Annotated in this window: 23 protein-coding genes; 16 read left to right on the forward strand and 7 right to left on the reverse strand. The window is 62.0% G+C overall.

All coding sequences use genetic code 11. The annotated features are described in order from the left end of the window. Positions 1–2 precede the first annotated feature (2 nt). The 6 genes from alc to M2497_RS22590 all read left to right on the forward strand — a co-directional run bounded on the left by alc (position 3) and on the right by M2497_RS22590 (position 5,728). Positions 3–998, forward strand: coding sequence for an allantoicase (alc, locus tag M2497_RS22565; protein WP_248483333.1), 996 nt, complete (start codon positions 3–5; stop codon positions 996–998). A 127-nt stretch (positions 999–1,125) separates the two neighbouring features. Next, complete coding sequence (locus M2497_RS22570) at positions 1,126–1,629, forward strand: ureidoglycolate lyase (protein WP_071492745.1); 504 nt, start codon at positions 1,126–1,128, stop codon at positions 1,627–1,629. 51 nt (positions 1,630–1,680) lie between these two features. Continuing rightward, the gene (locus M2497_RS22575) at positions 1,681–2,964 is read left to right on the forward strand and encodes a urate hydroxylase PuuD (RefSeq protein WP_071492744.1); all 1,284 of its coding nucleotides are present in this window, start codon (positions 1,681–1,683) and stop codon (positions 2,962–2,964) included. Positions 2,965–3,158: 194 nt separating this feature from the next. Continuing rightward, positions 3,159–4,505 carry a nucleobase:cation symporter-2 family protein gene (locus M2497_RS22580; protein WP_248483334.1) on the forward strand — a complete coding sequence of 449 codons (1,347 nt, stop codon included), beginning with the start codon at positions 3,159–3,161 and terminating at the stop codon, positions 4,503–4,505. 246 nt (positions 4,506–4,751) lie between these two features. After that, positions 4,752–4,919 carry a hypothetical protein gene (locus tag M2497_RS22585; RefSeq protein WP_156790787.1) on the forward strand — a complete coding sequence of 56 codons (168 nt, stop codon included), beginning with the start codon at positions 4,752–4,754 and terminating at the stop codon, positions 4,917–4,919. Between the two features lie 23 nt (positions 4,920–4,942). Then, positions 4,943–5,728 (forward strand): outer membrane protein OmpK, encoded by a 786-nt coding sequence (locus tag M2497_RS22590; RefSeq protein WP_058424647.1) that lies wholly within the window; start codon positions 4,943–4,945, stop codon positions 5,726–5,728. Between the two features lie 114 nt (positions 5,729–5,842). On the opposite strand, the gene M2497_RS22595 is transcribed toward M2497_RS22590, so the two are convergent. Both M2497_RS22595 and M2497_RS22600 read right to left on the reverse strand, forming a co-directional pair. Then, positions 5,843–6,967, reverse strand: a complete 1,125-nt coding sequence (locus M2497_RS22595) for a patatin-like phospholipase family protein (protein ID WP_248483336.1) — start codon at positions 6,965–6,967, stop codon at positions 5,843–5,845. A 33-nt stretch (positions 6,968–7,000) separates the two neighbouring features. Further along, positions 7,001–7,933: a lipid A biosynthesis lauroyl acyltransferase gene (locus M2497_RS22600; protein ID WP_248483338.1), complete on the reverse strand. Its 933-nt coding sequence runs from the start codon at positions 7,931–7,933 to the stop codon at positions 7,001–7,003. Between the two features lie 119 nt (positions 7,934–8,052). Between M2497_RS22600 and minC the strand changes: the two genes are divergently transcribed. From minC to M2497_RS22635, 7 genes are all read left to right on the forward strand, one after another. Continuing rightward, on the forward strand, positions 8,053–8,790 hold the full coding sequence (gene minC / locus M2497_RS22605) for a septum site-determining protein MinC (RefSeq protein WP_248483340.1): 738 nt from the start codon (positions 8,053–8,055) through the stop codon (positions 8,788–8,790). A 166-nt stretch (positions 8,791–8,956) separates the two neighbouring features. Beyond that, positions 8,957–9,769, forward strand: a complete 813-nt coding sequence (minD, locus tag M2497_RS22610; RefSeq protein ID WP_003209098.1) for a septum site-determining protein MinD — start codon at positions 8,957–8,959, stop codon at positions 9,767–9,769. Between the two features lie 3 nt (positions 9,770–9,772). Next, the gene (gene minE, locus M2497_RS22615) at positions 9,773–10,027 is read left to right on the forward strand and encodes a cell division topological specificity factor MinE (RefSeq protein ID WP_003175252.1); all 255 of its coding nucleotides are present in this window, start codon (positions 9,773–9,775) and stop codon (positions 10,025–10,027) included. Positions 10,028–10,123: 96 nt separating this feature from the next. Then, positions 10,124–10,759: an RluA family pseudouridine synthase gene (locus M2497_RS22620; RefSeq protein ID WP_010208822.1), complete on the forward strand. Its 636-nt coding sequence runs from the start codon at positions 10,124–10,126 to the stop codon at positions 10,757–10,759. Positions 10,760–10,804: 45 nt separating this feature from the next. Next, on the forward strand, positions 10,805–12,094 hold the full coding sequence (locus tag M2497_RS22625; RefSeq protein ID WP_248483342.1) for a M18 family aminopeptidase: 1,290 nt from the start codon (positions 10,805–10,807) through the stop codon (positions 12,092–12,094). Between the two features lie 208 nt (positions 12,095–12,302). Beyond that, a complete protein-coding gene (locus M2497_RS22630; RefSeq protein ID WP_248483344.1) occupies positions 12,303–12,479 on the forward strand; it encodes a hypothetical protein in 177 nt (58 codons plus the stop codon). Positions 12,480–12,531: 52 nt separating this feature from the next. Further along, positions 12,532–14,700 (forward strand): mechanosensitive ion channel domain-containing protein, encoded by a 2,169-nt coding sequence (locus M2497_RS22635; protein WP_248483346.1) that lies wholly within the window; start codon positions 12,532–12,534, stop codon positions 14,698–14,700. Positions 14,701–14,824: 124 nt separating this feature from the next. Here the strand turns inward: M2497_RS22635 and M2497_RS22640 are convergent, their stop codons facing one another. The 5 genes from M2497_RS22640 to M2497_RS22660 form a co-directional block, all read right to left on the reverse strand. Continuing rightward, on the reverse strand, positions 14,825–15,046 hold the full coding sequence (locus M2497_RS22640) for an MbtH family protein (protein WP_071492739.1): 222 nt from the start codon (positions 15,044–15,046) through the stop codon (positions 14,825–14,827). Positions 15,047–15,128: 82 nt separating this feature from the next. Next, positions 15,129–16,523, reverse strand: a complete 1,395-nt coding sequence (locus M2497_RS22645) for an aspartate aminotransferase family protein (RefSeq protein WP_248483348.1) — start codon at positions 16,521–16,523, stop codon at positions 15,129–15,131. A 252-nt stretch (positions 16,524–16,775) separates the two neighbouring features. Further along, on the reverse strand, positions 16,776–17,543 hold the full coding sequence (locus M2497_RS22650; protein ID WP_248483351.1) for an N-acetylmuramoyl-L-alanine amidase: 768 nt from the start codon (positions 17,541–17,543) through the stop codon (positions 16,776–16,778). Between the two features lie 124 nt (positions 17,544–17,667). After that, on the reverse strand, positions 17,668–18,990 hold the full coding sequence (locus M2497_RS22655; protein ID WP_248483353.1) for an ATP-binding protein: 1,323 nt from the start codon (positions 18,988–18,990) through the stop codon (positions 17,668–17,670). Then, positions 18,987–19,667 (reverse strand): response regulator, encoded by a 681-nt coding sequence (locus M2497_RS22660; RefSeq protein ID WP_028617287.1) that lies wholly within the window; start codon positions 19,665–19,667, stop codon positions 18,987–18,989. Before M2497_RS22660 ends, M2497_RS22655 begins: the two co-directional genes overlap by 4 nt. Positions 19,668–19,828: 161 nt before the next feature. Here M2497_RS22660 and dsbD point away from each other — a divergent pair, with 161 nt between their 5' ends. Genes dsbD through dsbG form a run of 3 tightly spaced genes read left to right on the forward strand, consistent with a single transcriptional unit; the run spans position 19,829 to position 23,138 of the window. Beyond that, positions 19,829–21,556 carry a protein-disulfide reductase DsbD gene (gene dsbD / locus M2497_RS22665; protein WP_248483355.1) on the forward strand — a complete coding sequence of 576 codons (1,728 nt, stop codon included), beginning with the start codon at positions 19,829–19,831 and terminating at the stop codon, positions 21,554–21,556. Then, positions 21,556–22,401, forward strand: a complete 846-nt coding sequence (locus M2497_RS22670) for a TlpA disulfide reductase family protein (protein WP_058424658.1) — start codon at positions 21,556–21,558, stop codon at positions 22,399–22,401. Before dsbD ends, M2497_RS22670 begins: the two co-directional genes overlap by 1 nt. Next, positions 22,377–23,138 (forward strand): thiol:disulfide interchange protein DsbG, encoded by a 762-nt coding sequence (gene dsbG, locus M2497_RS22675; protein ID WP_248483357.1) that lies wholly within the window; start codon positions 22,377–22,379, stop codon positions 23,136–23,138. The genes M2497_RS22670 and dsbG overlap by 25 nt, the downstream gene beginning before the upstream one ends. Positions 23,139–23,160: the final 22 nt, after the last annotated feature.

Here is a 23,160-nt window from a genome sequence, read left to right on the forward strand (position 1 = left end):
GAATGAAAGCTTACGCCGTACCTTTCGAGAAGTTCGTCAACCTGGCCGACGCCCGCCTGGGCACCAAGATCATCTCTGTGACCGATGACTGGTTCGCCGACGCCAACCGCCTGTTCCAGCCGACCCCGGCCGTGTGGAAGGAGGGCGTGTTCGATGACAACGGCAAGTGGATGGACGGCTGGGAGTCGCGCCGCAAGCGCTTCGAAGGCTACGACAGCGCGGTGATCCGCCTGGGCGTGCCGGGCTCGATCAAAGGTGTGGACATCGACACTTCATTCTTCACCGGCAACTTCCCGCCATCGGCCTCCCTGGAAGCCTGCTTCCTGGCTTCGGGCGAGCCGGATGACAACACCCAGTGGGTCGAAGTGCTGTCCGCCGTCGAGTTGCAAGGCAACAGCCACCACTACCACGAGATCAACAACGACCAGGCCTTCAGCCACCTGCGCTTCAACATCTACCCGGACGGCGGCGTGGCGCGCCTGCGCGTATATGGCGTGCCGTTCCGCGACTGGTCCTCGGTGGGCGACAACGAACAGGTCGACCTGGCGGCCGCACTCAACGGTGGCCGTGCCCTGGCCTGCTCCGATGAACACTTCGGCCGCATGAGCAACATCCTCAACCCAGGCCGTGGCACCAACATGGGCGACGGCTGGGAAACCGCGCGTCGTCGCACGCCAGGCAATGACTGGGTGATCGTGGCACTGGGTCACCCGGGCGAGATCGAGAAGATCATCGTCGATACCCTGCACTTCAAGGGCAACTACCCGGACACCTGCTCGATACAGGGCGCATTTGTGAAGGGCGGTACCGACAGCCAGATCGAAACCCAATCGCTGTTCTGGCGCGAACTGCTGCCGGCGCAGAAGCTGGAAATGCACGCTGAACACACCTTCGCCGAGCAGATCAAGGCGCTGGGGCCAATCACCCACATCCGCCTGAACGTGTTCCCGGATGGCGGTGTGAGCCGCCTGCGTGTATTGGGCAAAGTAGCCAAGTAAGCGGTGAACCCGATCGCAGGCAAGCCAGCTCCCACATTTGACTGTATTCACAAATCAAAATGTGGGAGCGGGCTTGCCCGCGATGGCGGCAGAACAAACAACACAAAATTCGGATAAGAAGACAGCCATGCGCACACTAGTGATCGAACCCCTGACCAAAGAAGCCTTCGCCCCTTTCGGAGACGTTATCGAAACCGATGGCAGCGATCACTTCATGATCAACAACGGGTCGACCATGCGCTTTCACAAACTGGCAACGGTGGAAACCGCAACGCCGGAAGACAACGCGATCATCAGCATCTTCCGCGCCGACGCGCAGGACATGCCGCTGACCGTGTGCATGCTGGAACGACACCCGCTGGGCAGCCAGGCTTTCATTCCGCTGCTCGGCAACCCCTTTCTGATCGTGGTCGCGCCACTTGGCGATGCACCTGTATCGGGCTTGGTCCGCGCCTTCGTCACCAACGGCAGGCAGGGCATTAATTACCATCGCGGCGTCTGGCACCACCCGGTGCTGACGATCGAAAAGCGGGATGACTTCCTGGTGGTTGATCGCAGTGGCACAGGCAATAACTGCGATGAGCATTTTTTCAAAGAGGATGAGCGGTTGATCCTCGCCCCCCACCAATAAGAGAAGGTCTGATCACCCGACAACAAGGGTGACAGGCGAGAGGTAAAGACTGTGGAAGCACATTTGATGGAATGGCTGAACCTGAGCGTGCGCTGGGTTCACATGATCACGGGCGTCGCGTGGATCGGCGCTTCTTTCTACTTCGTCTGGCTGGAAAACAACCTCAATCGCGTCAACCCCAAGAGCGGCCTGGCCGGCGACTTGTGGGCAATCCACGGTGGCGGTATCTATCACCTGGAAAAATACAAACTGGCCCCGCCGACCATGCCGGACAACCTGCACTGGTTCAAATGGGAAGCCTATTTCACCTGGATGTCGGGCATCGCGCTGCTGTGCGTGGTGTTCTACTGGAACCCGACCTTGTACCTGCTGGCCCCGGGCAGCAGCCTCAGTGGTCCGGAAGGCGTATTGCTGGGCATTGGCTCACTGTTCGCCGGCTGGTTCATCTACTCCTTCCTCTGCGACTCGGCCCTGGGCAAGCGCCCTGCCCTGCTCGGTTTCATTCTGTTCGTGCTGTTGATCGCCGCCGCGTACGGGTTCAGCAAAGTGTTCAGTGGGCGGGGTGCGTACCTGCACGTGGGTGCAGTGATCGGCACCATCATGGTGGGCAACGTGTTCCGCATCATCATGCCGGCGCAACGTGCACTGGTGGCGGCGATTGCGGAAAACCGCACGCCGGACCCGGCACTGCCCGCCAAAGGCCTGCTGCGTTCGCGTCATAACAACTACTTCACCTTGCCCGTGCTGTTCATCATGATCAGCAACCACTTCCCGAGCACCTACGGCAGCCAATACAACTGGCTGATCCTGGCCGGTATCGCGGTGGCGGCGGTGTTGGTGCGTCACTACTTCAACACCCGGCATAACAGCCAGAAGTATGCGTGGACGTTGCCGGTGGGTGCGTTGGCGATGATCAGCCTGGCCTACGTGACCGGCCCCAAGCCGGTGGCCGAAGTGGCCAAGGCCCCCGCGGCCATCGAGTACCAACCATTGCCGGAAACCGCACTGGGCGGTGGCTTGAAACCGGCAGCGCCTGCAGCACCCGCCGCTGAACCGGCGCCGGCCCAGGCGACGATTGATTTCGACAAGGTCCACGGGGTGATCCAGGAACGCTGCGCCGTGTGTCACTCGGCCAAGCCTACCAGCCCGCTGTTCAGCACCGCACCCGCTGGCGTGATGTTCGACACCCCGGCGCAGATCCAGCAACAGGCGGCGCGCATCCAGGCGCAGGCCGTGGCGAGCCAGATCATGCCGTTGGGCAACATCACCCAGATGACCCAGCAGGAGCGGGATTTGATTGGCACCTGGATCAATCAAGGAGCCCGCACAAACTGACAGCCTGATGCAGATCCAAATGTGGGAGGGGGCTTGCCCCCGATGGCAGTGTGTCATTCAACGCATCAGTGACTGAACCACTGCAATCGGGGGCAAGCCCCCTCCCACAAGGGTCTCCAGTGTTTTGAAGATTGAGCTCCACCCGGCAATTGAATGCCGAACAACACAACAATAAAAAAGATCCGAGGTGTTGCATGACCGAGTTAGCCGAACCGCAGATTCCTGCCGCGCCCGCCCTGGTGCGGCTGCCCCTCTTGCAACTGATTCTGGTAGGCCTGCAACACGTCTTGCTGATGTACGGCGGCGCCGTCGCCGTGCCTTTGATCATTGGCCAGGCCGCAGGCCTCAGCCGTGAAGAAATCGCCTTTCTGATCAACGCCGACCTGCTGGTGGCCGGCATCGCCACCCTGGTGCAGTCGTTCGGCATCGGCCCGGTGGGCATCCGCATGCCGGTGATGATGGGCGCCAGTTTTGCCGCTGTCGGCAGCATGGTCGCCATGGCTGGCATGCCCGGTATCGGCTTGCAGGGCATCTTCGGTGCGACCATCGCTGCCGGGTTCTTCGGCATGCTGATCGCACCGTTCATGTCCAAGGTCGTGCGCTTTTTCCCGCCGTTGGTGACCGGCACGGTGATCACCGCGATTGGCCTGTCGCTGTTTCCCGTAGCGGTGAACTGGGCCGGTGGTGGCAGCGCCGCCGCAACCTTCGGCTCACCGGTCTACCTGGCGATTGCCGCGCTGGTACTGGCCACCATCCTGCTGATCAACCGATTCATGCGTGGCTTCTGGGTGAACATCTCGGTGCTGATCGGCATGGGCCTGGGCTACGCCTTGTGCGGTGCCATCGGTATGGTCGACCTCAGCGGCCTGTCTCAGGCCCCGTGGGTGCAGGTGGTGACGCCGTTGCACTTCGGCATGCCCAAATTCGAGTTGGCGCCGATCCTGTCGATGTGCCTGGTGGTGGTGATTATCTTTGTCGAGTCCACCGGGATGTTCCTCGCGCTGGGCAAGATCACCGGGCAGGACGTCACGCCGAAGATGCTGCGGCGCGGCCTGCTGTGTGATGCCGGTGCGTCATTCTTCGCCGGGTTCTTCAACACCTTCACCCACTCTTCGTTCGCGCAGAACATCGGCCTGGTACAGATGACCGGCGTGCGCTGCCGTTCGGTGACGATGATGGCCGGCGCGTTTCTGATCGTACTCAGCCTGCTGCCGAAGGCGGCGTACCTGGTCGCGTCGATCCCACCGGCGGTGCTGGGCGGCGCGGCGATTGCCATGTTCGGCATGGTGGCGGCGACCGGGATCAAGATCCTGCAGGAAGCCGATATCGCCGACCGGCGCAACCAATTGCTGGTGGCGGTAAGCATCGGCATGGGCCTGATCCCGGTGGTGCGCCCGGAGTTCTTCGCGCAACTGCCGCTGTGGATGAGCCCGATTACCCACAGCGGCATCGCCATGGCCACGCTCAGCGCGTTGTCGCTGAATATCCTGTTCAACATTCTCGGCGGTTCTGAACGACCTGCCGTTGCTCCTACGCATTGATTCCTTCGTTCGCACAAAAACAATAACGAAACAGGGAACATCAACATGCACACCCTTCACCTGGGGTCGGTCACAAGCCGTGCCCCATTCTCGCCCCGCGCGCGCTGTAACGGCGCACTTGAGCCCAGGCCTGGGAGCCAGTATTCTCCGCGCCCGCTCGAATCGACTCAAAAAAAAACAGCAAATGTAAAAGCTGACTGCAAGGCCAACTTATCCCGGCCTCCCGTCTGCGGCCAAAGTGCGCAAATGTCCTCTGAATTCGACTGCATCTCATGCAGCCGACGGGGATTTTTTGGCTTTTTAAACACCTTGGCGCAGCTCTTGCTAAAAGCACTAAAGCTGACCGAACAGACGATTTTTGCAGCGAACCAAAAGGCGCCACACCAGAGCGCCTGCGTAGAAGAAAAACCATAAAACTTTAACTCGGGAGCAACCGAATGAAACCTATGTTCAAAGGCCTGATGCTGGCGGGATCCCTGCTGGCCGGTGGCCAAGCCGTGGCCGGTGACCTGTTGCAGTGGCAGAACAACAGCCTGACTTACTTGTGGGGCAAGAGCTTTACCGTCAACCCGCAGATCCAGCAAACCGTCACGTTCGAACATGCCGATGCGTGGAAGTACGGTGATAACTTTGTGTTCGTCGACCGCATCTTTTACAACGGCAAGGAAGACGGCAACGTCGGGCCCAGTACCTATTACGGCGAAATCAGCCCGCGCCTGTCATTCGGCAAAATCTTTGATAAAGACCTGTCGTTCGGACCGATCAAAGATGTATTGCTGGCCTTTACTTACGAGTTCGGCGAAGGCGACAACGAGTCGTACCTGCTCGGGCCTGGCTTTGACTTGAACATCCCCGGTTTCGATTACTTCCAGTTGAACTTCTACCAGCGCCAGACCGAAGGCAATCGCCCGGGTGACGGTGTATGGCAGATTACCCCGGTGTGGTCGTACACCATCCCCGTGGGCAACTCCGATGTGCTGATCGACGGTTTCATGGACTGGGTGACGGACAACGACAAGAACGCCCGTGGCACCTACCACGCCAACCTGCACTTCAACCCACAGGTCAAATATGACCTGGGCAAGGCGCTGCATTGGGGCGACAAGCAGTTGTACGTGGGCTTTGAATACGACTACTGGAAGAACAAGTACGGGATCGAAGATTCCGGCGCGTTCAAGACCAACCAGGACACGGCGAGCTTCCTGGTCAAGTATCACTTCTAAAAGCCACTGCAAGACAAATGTGGGAGGGTGCTTGCTCCCGATAGCGGTGTGTCAGTCAGTACATCAGTGACTGACCCACTGCTATCGGGGGCAAGCCCCCTCCCACATTTGGATCTATGCCAGACCTAGGAACCGAGTGATTTCCTCACGTTTGGCCAGCGCATCTTTGCGCCCCAGCTCGATCAACTCGCTGCAATATCCCGCCTCGAACAGCAGGTAACTCAACACCCCCGCCCCGCTCGTCTTGGTCGCCCCCGGCCCGCGCAAAAACAAGCGCAACGCCGCCGGCAGTTCCTGGCGATGCCGCGCCGCGATCTCATCGATCGGCTGGCTGGGTGCGATCACCAGCACCTCCACCGCCGCCACACCAGGCGCGACATGGCTGAACTGGTTCAAGCGTTCGAGCAATTCGATATCGCCTTCCAGGCTGTCAATGAACGTGCTGTTGAGCATATGCCCACCGATCTGCGCCAGGGTCGGTTCCTGACCGGTGTAGCTGCGCTGCACCGCCGGTTCATTGCCTCGTGGGTTGCCGCTGACACCCACCACCAGCACGCGGCTGGCCCCCAAGTGCAAGGCCGGGCTGATCGGTGCTGATTGCCGCACCGCACCGTCGCCGAAGTACTCCTGGTCGAGTTTGACCGGCGCGAACAACAAGGGGATTGCCGAGCTGGCCAGCAGGTGTTCGACCGTCAGTTGAGTCGGCAGGCCGATACGGCGGTGGCGCAGCCAGGCGTCGATGGTGCCACCGCCCTGGTAGAAGGTCACCGCCTGGCCGGACTCGTAGCCGAACGCCGTGACCGCTACCGCATGCAGGTGTTTGGCGCGGATCGCTTCGTCGATGCCGTCCAGATGCAGTTTGTCTTTGAGCAGCGCCTTGAGCGGCGTGCTGTTGAGCAGTGCCACCGGCACTTGCGCGCCCAAGCCCAGCAGGCTGTGGATAAAGAAGCGACTCGCCTGGCGAATTACTCCCGGCCAATCACTGCGCAATACCAGATGGCTGCGAAAGCCCTGCCAGAACGCGGTAAGACGTTGGATCGCGGCGGTGAAGTCGGTGGCGCCACTGGCCAGGCTCACCGCATTGATAGCGCCGGCCGAGGTGCCGACGATCACCGGAAAAGGATTAGGCGCCCCCGGTGGCAGCAACTCGGCAATCGCCGCCAATACCCCCACCTGATACGCCGCTCGCGCCCCGCCGCCGGAAAGAATCAAGCCTGTAACCGGTTCAGCTGGGCGCATTGCGTCACTCCATGTGGGGAAAAGTCGTTCTTATCAGCGGCGTTTTTCGTACAGCTTGGGTTCACCCGGCGGCCGGCTCTTGAAGCGGCGGTGGGTCCACAGGTATTGCTCGGGGCATTCACGCACGGAGGCTTCTACCCATTGGTTGATGCGCAGGCAGTCGACTTCATCGCTTTCACCGGGAAAATCGGTGAGCGGCGGATGGATCACCAGGCGGTAACCGCTGCCATCGGCCAGGCGCTGTTGGGTGAACGGCACCACCAGCGCCTTGCCCAGCTTGGCGAACTTGCTGGTAGCCGGCACTGTGGCAGCCTGGATGCCGAACAGTGGCACGAAAATACTTTGCTTGGCGCCATAGTCCTGGTCCGGTGCGTACCAGATGGCACGCCCGGCACGCAGAAGCTTGAGCATGCCGCGCACGTCTTCGCGCTCCACGGCGAGGGAATCGAGGTTGTGACGTTCGCGGCCACGGCGCTGGATAAAGTCGAACAGCGGGTTGCCGTGCTCGCGGTACATGCCATCGATGGTGTGCTTCTGCCCCAGCAACGCTGCGCCTATTTCCAGGGTGGTGAAGTGCAGGGCCATGAGGATCACGCCCTTGCCATCCAACTGGGCCTGCTTGAGGTGTTCCAGGCCTTCGACGTGGGCCAGGCGCGCCAGTCGCGGGCGCGACCACCACCAGCTCATGGCCATTTCAAAGAACGCGATGCCGGTGGAGGCAAAGTTTTCCTTGAGCAACTGTTTACGCTCTTTGGCGGATTTTTCCGGGAAGCACAGTTCCAGGTTGCGTGCGGCGATACGGCGGCGTTCGCCGGCCACGCGGTACATGCCCGCACCCAGCAGGCGACCGATGGTCAGCAGCGCGCGGTACGGCAGTTGGGTGACCAGCCACAGCAGGCCGAGCCCCAGCCATAACAGCCAGAAACGCGGGTGAAAAAATACAGCTCGAAAACGCGGGCGATCCATTACAGATTCCGGTAAAGACAAGGGCCGCGCATTCTACAACGGTTCGACCCGGCTTGCGGCGGGTGAGTGTTCTCGTTATAAGTCTCGACACTTTTCGTGACAAGCCGCTTTTGCCGACCATGAGCCAAACCGAACCGCTAGACCAAGATCCCGTGTTCCAGCTGAAAGGCAGCATGCTCGCCATCACCGTGCTGGAACTCGCCCGTAACGACCTCGACGCCCTGGACCGCCAGCTGGCGGCCAAGGTCGCCCTGGCGCCGAACTTCTTCAACAACGCCCCGCTGGTGCTGGCCCTGGACAAGCTGCCCGCCGGCCAGGGCAACATCGATTTGCCCGGCCTGATGCGCGTGTGCCGCTCCCATGGCCTGCGTACCCTGGCGATTCGCGCCAGCCGTATCGAAGACATCGCGGCAGCCATCGCCATTGAACTGCCAGTACTGCCACCGTCCGGTGCACGCGAGCGTCCACTGGAACCATTGGTCGGTGAAGAGAAGAAAAAACCGGAAAAACCACCCGAGCCTGCGATCAAGCCTACAAAGATCATCACCTCGCCCGTACGCGGCGGGCAGCAGATTTACGCCCAGGGCGGCGACCTTGTGGTGATCTCCTCGGTCAGCCCGGGGGCGGAACTTCTCGCCGATGGCAACATCCATGTATACGGCCCGATGCGCGGACGTGCCCTCGCCGGCATAAAGGGTGATACCAAGGCCCGTATTTTTTGCCAGCAGTTGACCGCTGAGCTAGTGTCCATCGCAGGCCAGTACAAGGTTTCGGAAGATTTGCGCCGTGATCCGCTGTGGGGGGCTTCGGTGCAGGTCAACCTGTCGGGCGATGTGTTGAACATCATCCGTCTTTAACGGATACTGCCGCATTTTCCAAGCATCTCTAGACTCTGATAGCACAGCGAAACCGGCATTACTTATGTAGGAATTTTTTATTCCTACAAGGCTGTCCGCCTGCAGCGAGTTCCAAGAGATGTTTTTCAGGGACTGAAAAGTCCTTTTTCCTTAGGGGTGAAACACCTTGGCCAAGATTCTCGTGGTTACATCCGGCAAGGGTGGTGTGGGTAAGACCACCACCAGCGCCGCTATCGGTACCGGCCTCGCTCTGCGCGGCCACAAGACAGTTATCGTCGACTTCGACGTCGGCTTGCGTAACCTCGACCTGATCATGGGCTGCGAACGCCGTGTGGTGTACGACTTCGTCAATGTGGTCAACGGCGAAGCCAACCTGCAACAGGCCCTGATCAAGGACAAGCGCCTTGAGAACCTGTACGTGCTGGCCGCCAGCCAGACCCGCGACAAAGACGCGCTGACCAAAGAAGGCGTAGGCAAAGTCCTGGCCGAGCTGAAGGAAACCTTCGAATACGTGGTCTGCGACTCGCCGGCCGGTATCGAGACCGGTGCTCACCTGGCGATGTACTTTGCCGATGAAGCCATCGTGGTGACCAACCCGGAAGTCTCCTCCGTACGCGACTCGGACCGCATGCTCGGCCTGCTGGCCAGCAAGTCCCAGCGCGCCGAGAAAGGCGAAGACCCGATCAAGGAGCACCTGCTGCTCACCCGCTACAACCCTGAACGCGTCAGCAACGGCGAGATGCTCGGCGTTGAAGACGTGAAGGAAATCCTCGCAGTGACCCTGCTGGGCGTGATCCCAGAATCCCAGGCGGTCCTCAAGGCCTCCAACCAGGGCGTTCCGGTGATTCTTGATGACCAGAGCGACGCCGGCCAGGCGTACAGCGATGCCGTTGATCGCTTGTTGGGCAAGACCGTGGAACACCGCTTCCTCGATGTCAAGAAGAAGGGATTCTTCGAGCGTATCTTTGGAGGCAACTAAACAATGAAATTTCTCGACTTCTTTCGCGCCAACAAAAAGCCAAGTACCGCGTCGGTAGCGAAAGAGCGTCTACAGATCATCGTGGCGCACGAACGCGGCCAACGCAGCACGCCGGACTACCTGCCAGCCTTGCAGAAGGAACTGGTCGAGGTGATCCGCAAGTACGTCAATATCGGCAACGATGACGTGCATGTCGCCCTGGAAAATGACGGCAGCTGCTCGATTCTGGAACTCAATATCACCCTGCCTGATCGTTGATCGAACAGGCGGCCGCCACGGCGGCTCGGTCACCTTGATCCCTTTTCGGGAACCGGGTGGGCGAGCCGCCGTTGGCGTTTGTTACGAGGCTGTTTAATGCCGCTGTCCAATATCCACATCCTGTATCAGGACGATGCCGTCCTGGTGGTGAACAAGCCCACCCTGCTGCTCTCGGTGCCTGGCCGCGCCGACGACAACAAGGACTGCCTGATCACTCGCCTGCAGGAAAACGGCTACCCCGAAGCCCGTATCGTCCATCGCCTGGACTGGGAAACCTCGGGCATCATTCTGCTGGCGCGGGATGCCGACACGCACCGCGAGCTGTCTCGCCAGTTTCACGACCGTGAAACCGAAAAAGCCTACACCGCCCTGGCCTGGGGCCAACCGGAACTGGACAGTGGCAGCATCGATTTGCCGCTGCGCTACGACCCACCGACCAAACCCCGGCATGTGGTCGACCACGAGTTCGGCAAGCATGCGCTGACCTTCTGGAAGGTGCTGGAGCGTTGCGGGGACTGGTGCCGCGTCGAGCTGACACCGATTACCGGGCGTTCGCACCAGTTGCGCGTGCACATGCTCTCCATCGGCCACCCGCTGCTGGGTGACGGCCTGTATGCCCATGAGCAAGCCCTGGCCGCCTGGCCGCGCCTGTGCCTGCATGCAAGCATGCTGAGCTTCACCCACCCACAGAGCGGCGAGCGTTTGCGTTTCGAGTGCCCTGCCCCGTTCTGAAGAATAAATACGGTAAACTCGCGGCATTGTTGTCTGGAGCTATTTATGCGCGAAGCGTTGAATCAAGGCCTGATCGACTTCCTCAAGGCCTCCCCTACTCCTTTTCATGCCACTGCTGCCCTGGCCCAGCGCCTGGAAGCGGCCGGTTACCAGCGTCTCGATGAGCGCGAGACCTGGGCCACCGAGGCCAACGGGCGCTATTACGTGACCCGTAACGACTCCTCGATCATCGCCTTCAAGCTCGGCCGCCATTCGCCGCTGCAGGGCGGCATTCGCCTGGTCGGCGCCCACACCGACAGCCCGTGCCTGCGGGTCAAGCCGCAGCCTGAGCTACAACGCCAGGGCTTCTGGCAGTTGGGTGTGGAAGTCTATGGTGGTGCATTGCTGGCGCCGTGGTTTGACCGCGACCTGTCCCTGGCCGGCCGCGTGACCTTCCGCCGCGACGGCAAGGTCGAAAGCCAGTTGATCGACTTCAAGCTGCCCATCGCGATCATTCCAAACCTGGCCATTCACCTCAACCGTGAAGCCAACCAGGGTTGGGCGATCAATGCCCAGACCGAGCTGCCGCCGATCCTCGCGCAATTTGCCGGTGACGAGCGCGTGGACTTCCGCGCCGTGCTTACCGATCAACTGGCGCGCGAGCATGGGCTGAACGCCGACGTGGTGCTCGACTACGAGTTGAGTTTCTATGACACGCAAAGCGCTGCGGTCATTGGCCTGAATGGCGACTTCATCGCCGGCGCACGCCTGGACAACCTGCTGTCGTGCTACGCCGGCCTGCAAGCCTTGCTCACCAGCGACAGCGAAGAAACCTGCGTACTGGTGTGCAACGACCACGAAGAAGTCGGTTCCTGCTCGGCATGCGGCGCCGATGGCCCGATGCTGGAGCAGACCCTGCGTCGCCTGCTGCCGGAAGGTGATGAATTCGTACGCACTATCCAGAAATCTCTATTGGTGTCGGCAGACAATGCCCACGGCGTTCACCCTAACTACGCCGAGAAACACGACGCCAATCACGGCCCCAAGCTCAACGCCGGCCCGGTGATCAAGGTCAACAGCAACCAGCGCTACGCCACCAACAGCGAAACCGCCGGGTTCTTCCGCCACCTGTGCATGGCCCAGGAAGTACCAGTGCAGAGCTTCGTGGTGCGCAGCGACATGGGCTGCGGCTCGACCATCGGCCCGATCACCGCCAGCCACCTGGGCGTGCGCACCGTGGACATCGGCCTGCCGACGTTCGCCATGCACTCCATCCGCGAACTGTGCGGCAGCCATGACCTGGCGCACCTGGTGAAGGTGTTGGGGGCGTTCTACGCGAGCCACGATCTGCCCTGATAATTTGGGCTGACTCGGTCAAAAATGTGGGAGGGGGCTTGCCCCCGATGGCGGCGGATCGGTGACTATATTTGTAGTCTGACCCTCTGCAATCGGAGGCAAGCCCCCTCCCACATTAGATCTGCGTATACCTGACCTGCATCACCTGCACTTTCTGCAATCCGGCCTAGACTTGTCAGTATTCCCACTCCGACAAGGCCGTCGCACCATGATCTCCATGTCCTCCTTCCACGCCACGCTTATTCCTATCCTGATAGGCATGATCATGCTGGCCGTGGGTTTCAACTTTCGCGACAAGCCCCTCGGCGTGTTCGGCATGTGGCTCGGCATGCTGCTGATCCTGGGCACCGTGGTGTACAAGATCCTCGCCAAACTGGCCGAATGACGCTTGCACTCGTACACTCGCTCAACCCGTCGTTTCCAAGGTTGACCGCCTCGTGCTTTCCCGTCTGTTTGCCCTGCCCTGCTATTGCTTGATCGCCCTGCTCACCTTGCTGCCGCTCACGCCCGCCCATGCAGTGGGTTTGCCCGGCTTGCTGGGCAGTACCAACAAGACCCAGCCCCAGGCCGAAGTGCCACTGGGGCAGTCGCTGGACGAGGTGATCAAGACCCTGGAAAACGACCAGCAGCGCACCCAGTTGCTGAGCGACCTGAAAAAGCTGCGCGCCGCCACGCAAAAGGCCCAACCGGCCGCCGAAGAAGGCGTGCTGGGGTTGATCGGCGGCACCCTGGCCAACCTGGAGGCACAGTTCTCCGGGGCCGACAGCCCGCTGGAACGCTGGTCCGACGAAGTCGACCAGGCCAAGGAAGAACTCAGTGCGCTGATGCTGCCGGCCAACGAATGGCTGCCGATCATTTTCGGTTTTGCCCTGATCCTCGCCGTGTGGAGCCTGTTGGCCTACGCGCTGATCTGGCTCAGCCATCGGGTGCGCGAACGTTTCGGCCTGCCTGAAGAATTGCCGCAACATCCACGCACCTGGGACATGGTGCGCTTCGCCCTGCGCAAGCTCGGCCCGTGGATGATCGCCCTGGTGATCACGGTGTACCTGAGCTACGCCCTGCCCTCGTCCCTGGGCAAATCCCTGGCGATGGTGCTGGCCTATGCGCTCGTGGTGGGCACCTGTTTCTCGGCGATCTGCGTGATTGCTTTTTCGGTACTCGACGGCCCGCACCGTCATCGCGCGCTGTATATCCTGCGGCACCAGGCGTTCCGCCCGCTATGGTGGATCGGCAGTTTTGCCGCCTTTGGCGAGGCCTTGAGCGACCCGCGACTGGTCCAGGCCCTGGGCCAGCACCTGTCCCACACCGCCGCGACGGTCGCCAATGTGATGGCGGCGCTGTCGACCGGTGTATTCATCCTGCGTTTCCGCCGGCCCATCGCCCACCTGATCCGCAACCAACCGCTGTCGCGTCGCCTGACGCGCCGCGCCCTCAGCGACACCATCGAAATCATCGGCTCCTTCTGGTACATCCCGGCCTTGCTGTTGGTGGGCATCTCGCTGTTCGCCACCTTCGTGTCTGCCGGCGATACCAGCACGGCGTTGCGCCAGTCGCTGTTGTGTACGGTGCTGCTGGTGTTGTGCATGGTGATCAACGGCCTGGTCCGTCGCCACGCGCTCAAACCGCAGCGTGGGCACAAGCGTCACGCGCTGTATTCCGAACGCCTGAAAAGCTTCGTCTACACCCTGGCCCACCTGATCGTGTGGCTGGCGTTTATCGAGTTGGGCCTGCGGGTGTGGGGCCTGTCGCTGATCCGCTTTACCGAAGGCGATGGCCATGAAGTCAGCGTCAAGCTGTTCGGCCTGGCCGGGACCTTGCTGTTCGCCTGGCTGATCTGGATTCTCAGCGACACCGCGATCCACCATGCCCTCACCCGCTCGCGCAAAGGCCTGGCCAACGCGCGGGCGCAGACCATGATGCCGTTGATCCGCAACGTGCTGTTCGTGACCATCTTTATCATTGCTGCCATCGTCGCCCTGGCGAACATGGGCATGAACGTCACGCCGCTGCTGGCGGGCGCCGGTGTGATCGGCCTGGCCATTGGTTTCGGCGCGCAGTCGCTGGTGGCGGACTTGATCACCGGCCTGTTCATCATCATCGAGGACTCCCTGGCCATCGACGACTACGTGGATGTGGGCGGCCACCTGGGCACGGTGGAGGGCCTGACCATCCGCACTGTGCGCCTGCGGGATATCGACGGCATTGTGCACACCATCCCGTTCAGCGAGATCAAGAGCATCAAGAACTACTCGCGGGAGTTCGGCTACGCGATCTTCCGGGTGGCGATCCCCTACAACATGGAAATCGACGACGCCATCAAGCTGATGCGCGATGTCGGCCAGAAGATGCGCAACGACCCGCTGCAACGCCGCAACATCTGGTCGCCGTTGGAGATTCAGGGGGTGGAGAGTTTCGAGTCGGGCAGCGCGATCCTGCGGGCGCGGTTCAAGACGGCGCCGATCAAACAGTGGGAGGTGTCGCGGGCGTTCAACCTGTCGCTGAAACGGCATCTGGATGAGGCGGGGTTGGACCTGGCCACACCACGCTTGAGCGTGAAGGTGGTGACGGGGGTTTCGGGCGGATTAGACAAAGAAAAAAATACCTGAAAGCAACACAGCTCAAAATGTGGGAGGGGGCTTGCCCCCGATGGCGGTGTATCAGTCACTCATTAGTCGACTGACACTCCCTCATCGGGGGCAAGCCCCCTCCCACATTTTTGATCTGTGGCGTTTACGCGATCGCAGTGCCATCCATCTTCTGGCGCAGGCTCAACGGGCGCATGTCGGTCCAGACTTCTTCGATATAGGCCAGGCACTCTTTCTTCAGGCCGCTCTTGCCCACGGTGCGCCAGCCTTCCGGCACGGCCTTGTAGTCGGGCCAGATGGAATACTGTTCTTCATGGTTGACCACTACCTGAAACAGGATGTCGTCGCGGTCAAATACTGAGGTCATTGCTGTTCTCCATCGCTAAAAGGCTGGCTGCGCACCGTGCGCAGCCCTGATATCTGTAGAAACGTACCAGGCTGGCAAAAAATTAGAGGCTGGCGACCGCTGCCGCCAACGCGCGACCGAAGATCTCCGCCACCCGGTCCACTTCGGCGGCAGTGATCACCAATGGCGGCAGGAAGCGCACCACACTGCCGTGCCGACCGCCCAGTTCGAGGATCAGCCCGCGCTTGAGGCATTCACGCTGCACCAGCGGCGCCAATTGGCGATGCACGGGCGGATGGCCTTGAATGTCCGGCGTGCCGTTCGGGTCGACCAGTTCCACGCCGAGCATCAACCCACGGCCCCGAATATCCCCCAGGTGCGGGAAGTCGCGCTGCAGGATGCGCAGGTGTTCACCCAGGCGCTCGCCCATGGCCGCCGCGTGGCCGGCCAGGTCGTGATCCTTGAGGTAGCGCATCACCGCCGAACCCGCCGCCATGGCCATCTGATTACCACGGAAGGTCCCGGCATGGGCGCCCGGCAGCCAGGTGTCGAGCCAGTCGCGATACACCACCACCGCCAGCGGCAAGCTGCCGCCGATGGCCTTGGACATCACCACCACATCCGGGATGATCCCGGCGTGCTCAAAGGCAAACATCTTGCCGGTGCGACCGAAACCGCTCTGGATTTCATCGACGATCAACGCCACGCCTGCCTGCTCGGTGATGCGGCGCAGGCCGCGCAGCCAGTCCAGGTCAGCCGGAATCACGCCGCCCTCGCCCTGCACCACTTCGACAATCACCGCCGCCGGCAGCAATACACCGGCCTCCGGATCATTCAGCAGGTTTTCCAAATAATGCAGGTTGACCCGCACGCCTTCCGCGCCACCCAGGCCGAACGGGCAACGGTAGTCGTAGGGGTATGGCAAAAATTGCACACCATTGCCGAGCAAGGCGCCCAGGGGTTTCTTCGGCCCCAGGCTGCCCATCAGGCTCAAGGCGCCCTGGCTCATGCCGTGGTAACCGCCCTGGAAGGACAATACGGTGCTGCGCCCGGTGGCGGTGCGTACCAACTTCAACGCAGCTTCCACCGCATCGGTGCCGGTGGGGCCGCAGAACTGGATTTTCGCTTCCCGGGCCAGCGCGGGCGGCAACAAACCGAACAAGTCCTGCACGAACTGGTCCTTGACCGGGGTGGTCAGGTCCAGCGTGTGCAGGGGCAGTTCATCGGCCAGCACCTGTTGAATAGCCTCGATCACCACCGGATGGTTATGCCCCAACGCGAGGGTGCCGGCGCCCGCCAGGCAGTCGATGAAGCTGCGCCCTTCGACGTCTTCCACGTAAATCCCCTTGGCACGCTTGAGTGCCAGGGGAATGCGCCGCGGGTAGCTGCGGGCATTGGATTCCTGCTGGCGCTGACGGGCCAGCAGCGGGGTTTCGTCGAACTGGTAAAGCGTTTCATGCACCTGGGCGTCTTCGATACGGCTGGTAGCGACTGACATTTCTCGATCCCTCAATACGCTGATGATGGTGACCAAACTGCCGATCCGCTGGCGTCTGGCCCCAAGGGGCATGCGCACGGATTTCCTGTTCTGGAAACGCACCAGCGTCGAGGGGATTTAGGGCCTTTGATCACTCAAAACCAAATGTAGGAGGGGGTTTGCCCCCGATTGCAGTGGATCAGTCACTGGTGTTGTGACTGGCAGACTGCAATCGGGAGCAAGCCCCCTCCCACATTGGAACTGCGTTCGGCGTCATAGACCGCGGTATTTTTCGTTCAGTGCATACAAAATCGCGCAGGTCTCCGCATCCAGAAACCCGCAGTAATCCCGCGCCCGAAAGTGCATCTGAAACGCCCGCGTCCTCTGTTCAAACCCTTGCCGATTCTTAGCCGGCGCATAGCCATAGCGTTGAAACGCCCGCTCCACCTCGACCTCCGGCGGCAGGCCCAGGCAAAACCGGCGCTGATACATCGCCCGCGTCGCCTCATCAAACCAGGCCCCCACCCCTGCTTCATGCAGACACCGCCAAGGCAGGCGCGGCCCCGGATCGCTCTTGCGCCCGAACGCCACGTCCGCATGCCCGAGGAGGTCGGTGGGCCCGATCTGCGGGTATCGCCCAAGAATGTCGCGAACCAGCGCAATCAATACGTCGACCTGTTCCTGCGCGTAGGCAGGAAAGCTGAACACGCCACCGTCATCCCGCGCCAGGTTGACGATCTCGATGCCAATCGAACGGCTGTTGAGGTTGTCGCGCCCCGCCCAATGACTCACCCCGGCGTGCCAGGCACGCTTGTCTTCCTCCACCAACCGGAAGACACGCAGCTCTTCATAGCCCGCCGCGCGATAGTCGGGCTCATCAGGGTCGGGCAGCAAGTAGTGGGCACTCACCCCATCCTGAGTCAGGGTACGCAGGGAGGCACCAAAAGGCGCTGCGGTGTAATGCAGGATCACCTGCCGCACGGGCTCGCCGTTGCGTTCGTTGAAGCCTCTGGCAGGGAAACTGGTATCGATGACCAACATGAGAACCGTCCTTTTCAATACAGGCCGAGTCGTTCAGCCCGTTCAAGCGCAAAAAAATTACCGCCATCCTGAAGGCTTGAACTTCAGGAGGGCGGTAACTATTTGGCACTTGAACGAAAAGTGATCAGCAGCGCAACGGCATGCCCAGGTCGACGCGCAAACCATCCGGCCGACTGTCGAATTTCAACGAGCAGGAACAGCGTTGCACGATCGCTTGCACAATCGCCAGGCCCAGGCCACAGCCTTCGCTGTTACCGTTGCGCCAGAAGCGTTGGGTCAGGTACTGCAGGTCCTCGGCGGCAATCTGTTTGCCGTGGTCACGCACGCGGAACACCACATTATCGGCTTCGGTGAACACGCTGAGCTCCACCCGGGTGTCCGTCGGCGTGTGGCGCAACGCGTTGTCCAGCAGGTTGCGCAAGGCGGCGACAGCGAGGCCCACCGGCATCCCCACCGGGGTGGCCGAGAGGTTGTCCGGCAGGATCAGGTCGATGCGCGAGTTGTCACCGGCATTGGCATCCTGGATCGCCAGGCGCGCTACTTCTTCGGCACTGGAGTGCATGCCATCGTCAAACGACAGGTTGCCCTCCACCCGGGCCAGCAACAGCAATTGCTCCAGGGTCCGATGCAGGCGGTCGGCGCCCTCCTCGGCATGGGCCAGGGACTGGTCGCGGGCCGCGCCCTCGGTCATGCGCGCCACTTGCAGGTGGGTCTTGATCGCGGTGAGCGGGCTGCGCAGTTCGTGGGCGGCGTCACCGGTGAGGCGGCGCTCGCGCTCGATGGTCTTGGCGATGCGTTGCAACAGCTGGTTCTGGGTGTCGAGCAGCGGCTCGAGTTCGCTGGGCAACGGGTGGATCTGCAGCGGTTCAAGGGAGTCGGCACTGCGGCGCATCAAGGCGTCACGCATACGGTTGAGCGGCAGCAGGCTCTGGCCGATGCCCAGCCACAACAGGCACAGGCAGCCCAGCATCGCCACGCCCACCGGCACCGACGCTGCCAGCAGGATCGACAGGTTCAGCGCCTCGCGCTCCACTTGCCGATCGGCCGTGGTGATCAGCAGGTCACCCCGGGACAGGGTGAAACTGCGCCAGCCCACGCCATCGACGACCTGGTCGCGAAACCCGCTCTTGCGCGACTCCAACCCCTCATCCGGCGTGGTGTGGCTGCGCGCCAGGATTTCCCCGCGCAGGGAACTGACCTGGCAGGCCATGCCGCCGGGCACATTCAATTGTTCAGCGCTGAAATGCGCGCCGCCGCTCACACTGGCCAGGCCCGGCATCTGTTCGGTCAGCCCCGCCACCATGCGCGCCGACGCCACCAGGCGTTGGTCGAGGGAGAACATCATCTGGTTGCGCAGGTCGTTGAGCATCCAGGCCGCCGCCAGGGCCCAGATCAGCACAAAGGCGGCGCCCAGCTTGAACGTCAGGCGCAGACGCAGGCTTTTCACGATGCGTCCTCGCCTCCATCGGCCGGGCCAAGGCGATACCCGAGGCCGCGCACGGTCTCGACGATGCCATTGCCCAATTTGCGCCGCAGGTGGTGGATATGCACGTTGAGCGCGTTGCTTTCCAGCTCGTCGTTGAAGCCGTAGACGCTGTCCTTGAGCTGTTCGCTGGAGAGTACCCGGCCTTTGTTGTGCAGCAGGGCTTGCAACAGCGCCTGTTCGCGACGCGACAGGTCGACGGGCTCGCCGCCCAGGAAGGTTTCGCGACTGCTGGGGTCGTAAGCCAGGCGGCCATGCTCGATCAGGTTGACGCTGCGCCCCGCCACCCGTCGCAACAGGGTTTGCAGGCGCGCGGCGAGTTCGCGCAGGTCGAAGGGTTTGAGCAGGTAGTCATCGGCGCCGGCTTGCAGGCCGTCGACGCGGTTGGTCACCGAGTCCCGCGCGGTCAGGATCAGCACCGGTATCTCCAGGCCCTGGCTGCGCTGTTGCTGCAACAACTTGAGGCCGTCTTCGTCCGGCAGGCCCAGGTCGAGCACCATGATGTCGAACGTCGCCGCCTTGAGCATCGCGCGTGCGGCACCGGCCGTGGCCACGTGTTCGACGGTGAAACCCTGGGCGGTGAGGCCGGCCACAATGCCGCTGGCGATCAGTTTGTCGTCTTCACAGACCAGTACGTGCATGGTGAACCCTTCATGAAAGATGGGGGGATTAAAGGGGCTGCGGATTAAGCGCAGATTATGCCGCTAAACACCCCACACTCAATCTAGAATAGCCGTGGTTAATCATCGGTTAATCAACGCCACACATTGTGTGCCTACTTGCATCGAACTAAGGCCTGACCATGCGGCATCTGTTTACCTTTCTGCTGGTGTTGTTCGCGGGGCTGGCCCAGGCCGCGCCGGGCAACCCGTTTGAGACCAAACCCGATTTCCTCCCGGTGGGCAAGGCCTTCACCTTTACCTCCGAACGTCTTGAAAGTGGCGAGACCCAGTTGTATTGGCAGATTGCCGACGGCTATTACCTGTACAAGCAGCGCATGAAATTCGACGGCCTGGCCGAAAAGCCCGTGCTGCCCAAAGGCGAGGCCCACACCGACGAGTTCTTCGGCGACCAGGAAGTGTATCGCCAAGGCCTGGAAGTGAAGATTCCCGCCGGCGCCACCGGCCAGGTCAAGCTGGGCTGGCAGGGCTGCGCCGACGCGGGCCTGTGCTACCCGCCGCAGTCGATCACCGTGGACCTGGGTGGCAACCCCGCCGTCGCCGCCACCGCACAAGCCCAGGACCAGAGCCTGGCCAGCGGTTTGCAACAGCGCAGCCTGGGCTGGAGCCTGTTGATATTCTTCGGCCTCGGCCTGTTACTGGCGTTTGCGCCGTGTTCGTTGCCGATGTTGCCGATTCTCGCCGGCCTGGTGGTGGGCAGTGGCGCCAGCCCGCGTCGCGGTTTTGCCTTGGCGAGCAGCTACGTGGTGTGCATGGCGTTGGTGTATGCGGCGCTGGGCGTATTGGCCGCGCTTTTGGGTGGCAACCTCGCCGCTTGGCTGCAAACACCTTGGATTCTCGGCAGCTTCGCCGCCCTCTTCGTGGTTCTTGCCCTGCCGATGTTCGGCTTCTTCGAGCTGCAACTGCCGGCCTTCCTGCGCGACCGCCTGGACAACGTCAGCCGCCAGCAAAGCGGCGGCAGCCTGGTGGGGGCAGGGATTCTTGGTGCGCTATCCGGCCTGCTGGTGGGCCCGTGCATGACCGCGCCCCTGGCCGGCGCCCTGCTGTACATCGCCCAGAGCGGCAATGCGCTGCACGGTGGCCTGATCCTGTTCGCCATGGGCATCGGCATCGGCATTCCGCTGTTGCTGCTGGTGACCGTGGGCAACCGCTTCCTGCCCAAGCCGGGCACCTGGATGAACGTGCTCAAGGGCATCTTCGGCTTCCTGTTCCTCGGCACCGCCGTGTTGATGATCCGCCCGGTGGTCGGCGAAAACCTGTGGATCGGCCTGTGGGGCGTACTCGCGCTGATCATGGCCTACTGCGGCTGGACCCTGGCCCGCGAATACGGTCTGGCCGCCAAAGTGTTTGGCGCAGGTTCCCTGGTACTGGGCCTGTGGGGCGCGGTGCTGGTGGTGGGCGCAGCGGGGGGCAGCGACGACCTGTGGCAACCGCTGAAGGTCTACAGCGGTTCACGGGTCGCCGGCGCAGCGTCCGCCCACGATGCCTTCATGACCATCAACGACCCGGCCGTGCTGCAAAGCCAGCTCGACAGCGCCAAGGCCCAAGGCCAATGGGTGTTGGTGGACTACTACGCCGACTGGTGCGTGTCGTGCAAGATCATGGAAAAACAGGTGTTCGGCAAACCCGAAGTCATGCAGGCACTCAAAGACGTACGCCTGCTGCGCCTGGACGTCACCGCCGACAACGCCGCCAGCCGCGCGCTGCTCGGCCGCTACAAAGTGCCTGGCCCACCGAGCTTCGTGTGGATCGGCCCGGACGGTGAAGAACGCCGCGCCCAACGCATCACCGGCGAAGTGGATGCCGCCGCTTTCCTGCAACGCTGGACGCAAACCCGAGACGCTCTCTGATGCTGACCCTGACCATCGGCACCTTCGCCATCGCCCTGAATCACATCCTGCTGATCAGCGCGCTGATTCTCGCCACCCTGGTGGGTTGGCGCGTGGCCAAGCGTGGTGGTGAAAACCCGGAATCGGTGCTGTTCAGCCTGTTCCTGCTGGGCATGCTCGCTGCCCGCGTCAGCTTTGTGCTGATGTACTGGAGCGACTACCGCAACGACTGGGTGCAGATGGTCGACCTGCGCGACGGCGGCTTCCTTGCCTGGCCCGGCGTGATCGCCCTGGTCTTGGGCGCTCTCGCCTACGGCTGGCGCCGCCCAGCCCTGCGCAAGCCACTGAGCGCCGGGGTGATCACCGGCCTGGTGTTCTGGGGCATGACCAGCTTGTCCCTGAGCCTGTATGACAAGGGCTCGCAGTTGCCGGAGATCACCCTGCGCAATGCCAATGGCGAGGTGGTGCAACTGGCCGACTACAAGGGCGGCCCGCTGGTGATCAACCTGTGGGCCACCTGGTGCCCGCCGTGCCGCCGCGAAATGCCGGTGCTGGAGCGTGCCCAACACCAACGTCCCGATGTGACCTTCCTGTTCGTCAACCAGGCCGAAAGCATGCAGAGCGTCAGTACCTTTCTCGCGACCCAGGGCCTGACGCTGGACAACGTGCTGTTCGACGCCAGCGGCCGCCTCGGCCAGGCCGTGGGCTCGATGGCCTTGCCGACCACCTTGTTCTACCGAGCCGATGGGCGCCTGATCAACAGCCACCTCGGCGAGTTGTCCCAGGCCAGCCTGGCCCGCGCCATGGAACCCTTCGACACCGCCCCTGAAAGGAAACCGACATGCCAAGCCTCCGCCACCTGCTGACCCTGCTGCCGCTGACACTCGCGGCCACCCTGGCCCAGGCCGAAGACTGGCCCGCACCGATCAAACAGATCGAGGCCAAGGGCGCCAAGATCCTCGGCAAATTCGACGCCCCCAGCGGCCTCACTGGCTACGCCGCCCGCTACCAGAACCGTGGCATGGCCCTGTACCTGACCGCCGACGGCAAAAGCGTGATCGCCGGCAACCTGTACGACGCCCAAGGCAACGACCTGAGCAGCGCGCCGCTGGAAAAACTGGTGTACGCACCGATGGCAAAGGAAGTCTGGGCCAAGATGGAAAAAAGCAGCTGGATCCAGGACGGCGACGTCAAGGCGCCACGCATCGTCTACCTGTTCAGCGACCCCAACTGCCCTTACTGCAACATGTTCTGGGAACAGGCGCGTCCGTGGGTAAAGGCCGGCAAAGTGCAGCTGCGCCACATCATGGTTGGCATCATCCGCGAAGACAGCCCGGGCAAATCCGCCGCGCTGTTTGCCGCCAAAGACCCGCAGAAAGCGTTGGAAGAACATGAGGCCGCCGGTAAAGGCAGCAAGTTGCAGGCGCTGGCCAAGATTCCGGCGGATATCGAGGCCAAGCTTGATAGCAACATGAAGTTGATGGATGAGCTGGAGTTGTCGGCGACGCCGGCGATTTTCTATCTGGATGACAAGGGGGGGTTGCAGCAGCAGCAAGGGGCGCCTTCGCCGGAGAAGTTGGTGAAGATACTTGGGCCGAAGTAGGCGGCGCCTTGACTGACGCCAT

Origin of the sequence: Pseudomonas sp. CYM-20-01 (assembly GCF_023169845.1) — a bacterium.
Taxonomy (GTDB): domain Bacteria; phylum Pseudomonadota; class Gammaproteobacteria; order Pseudomonadales; family Pseudomonadaceae; genus Aquipseudomonas; species Aquipseudomonas azotoformans.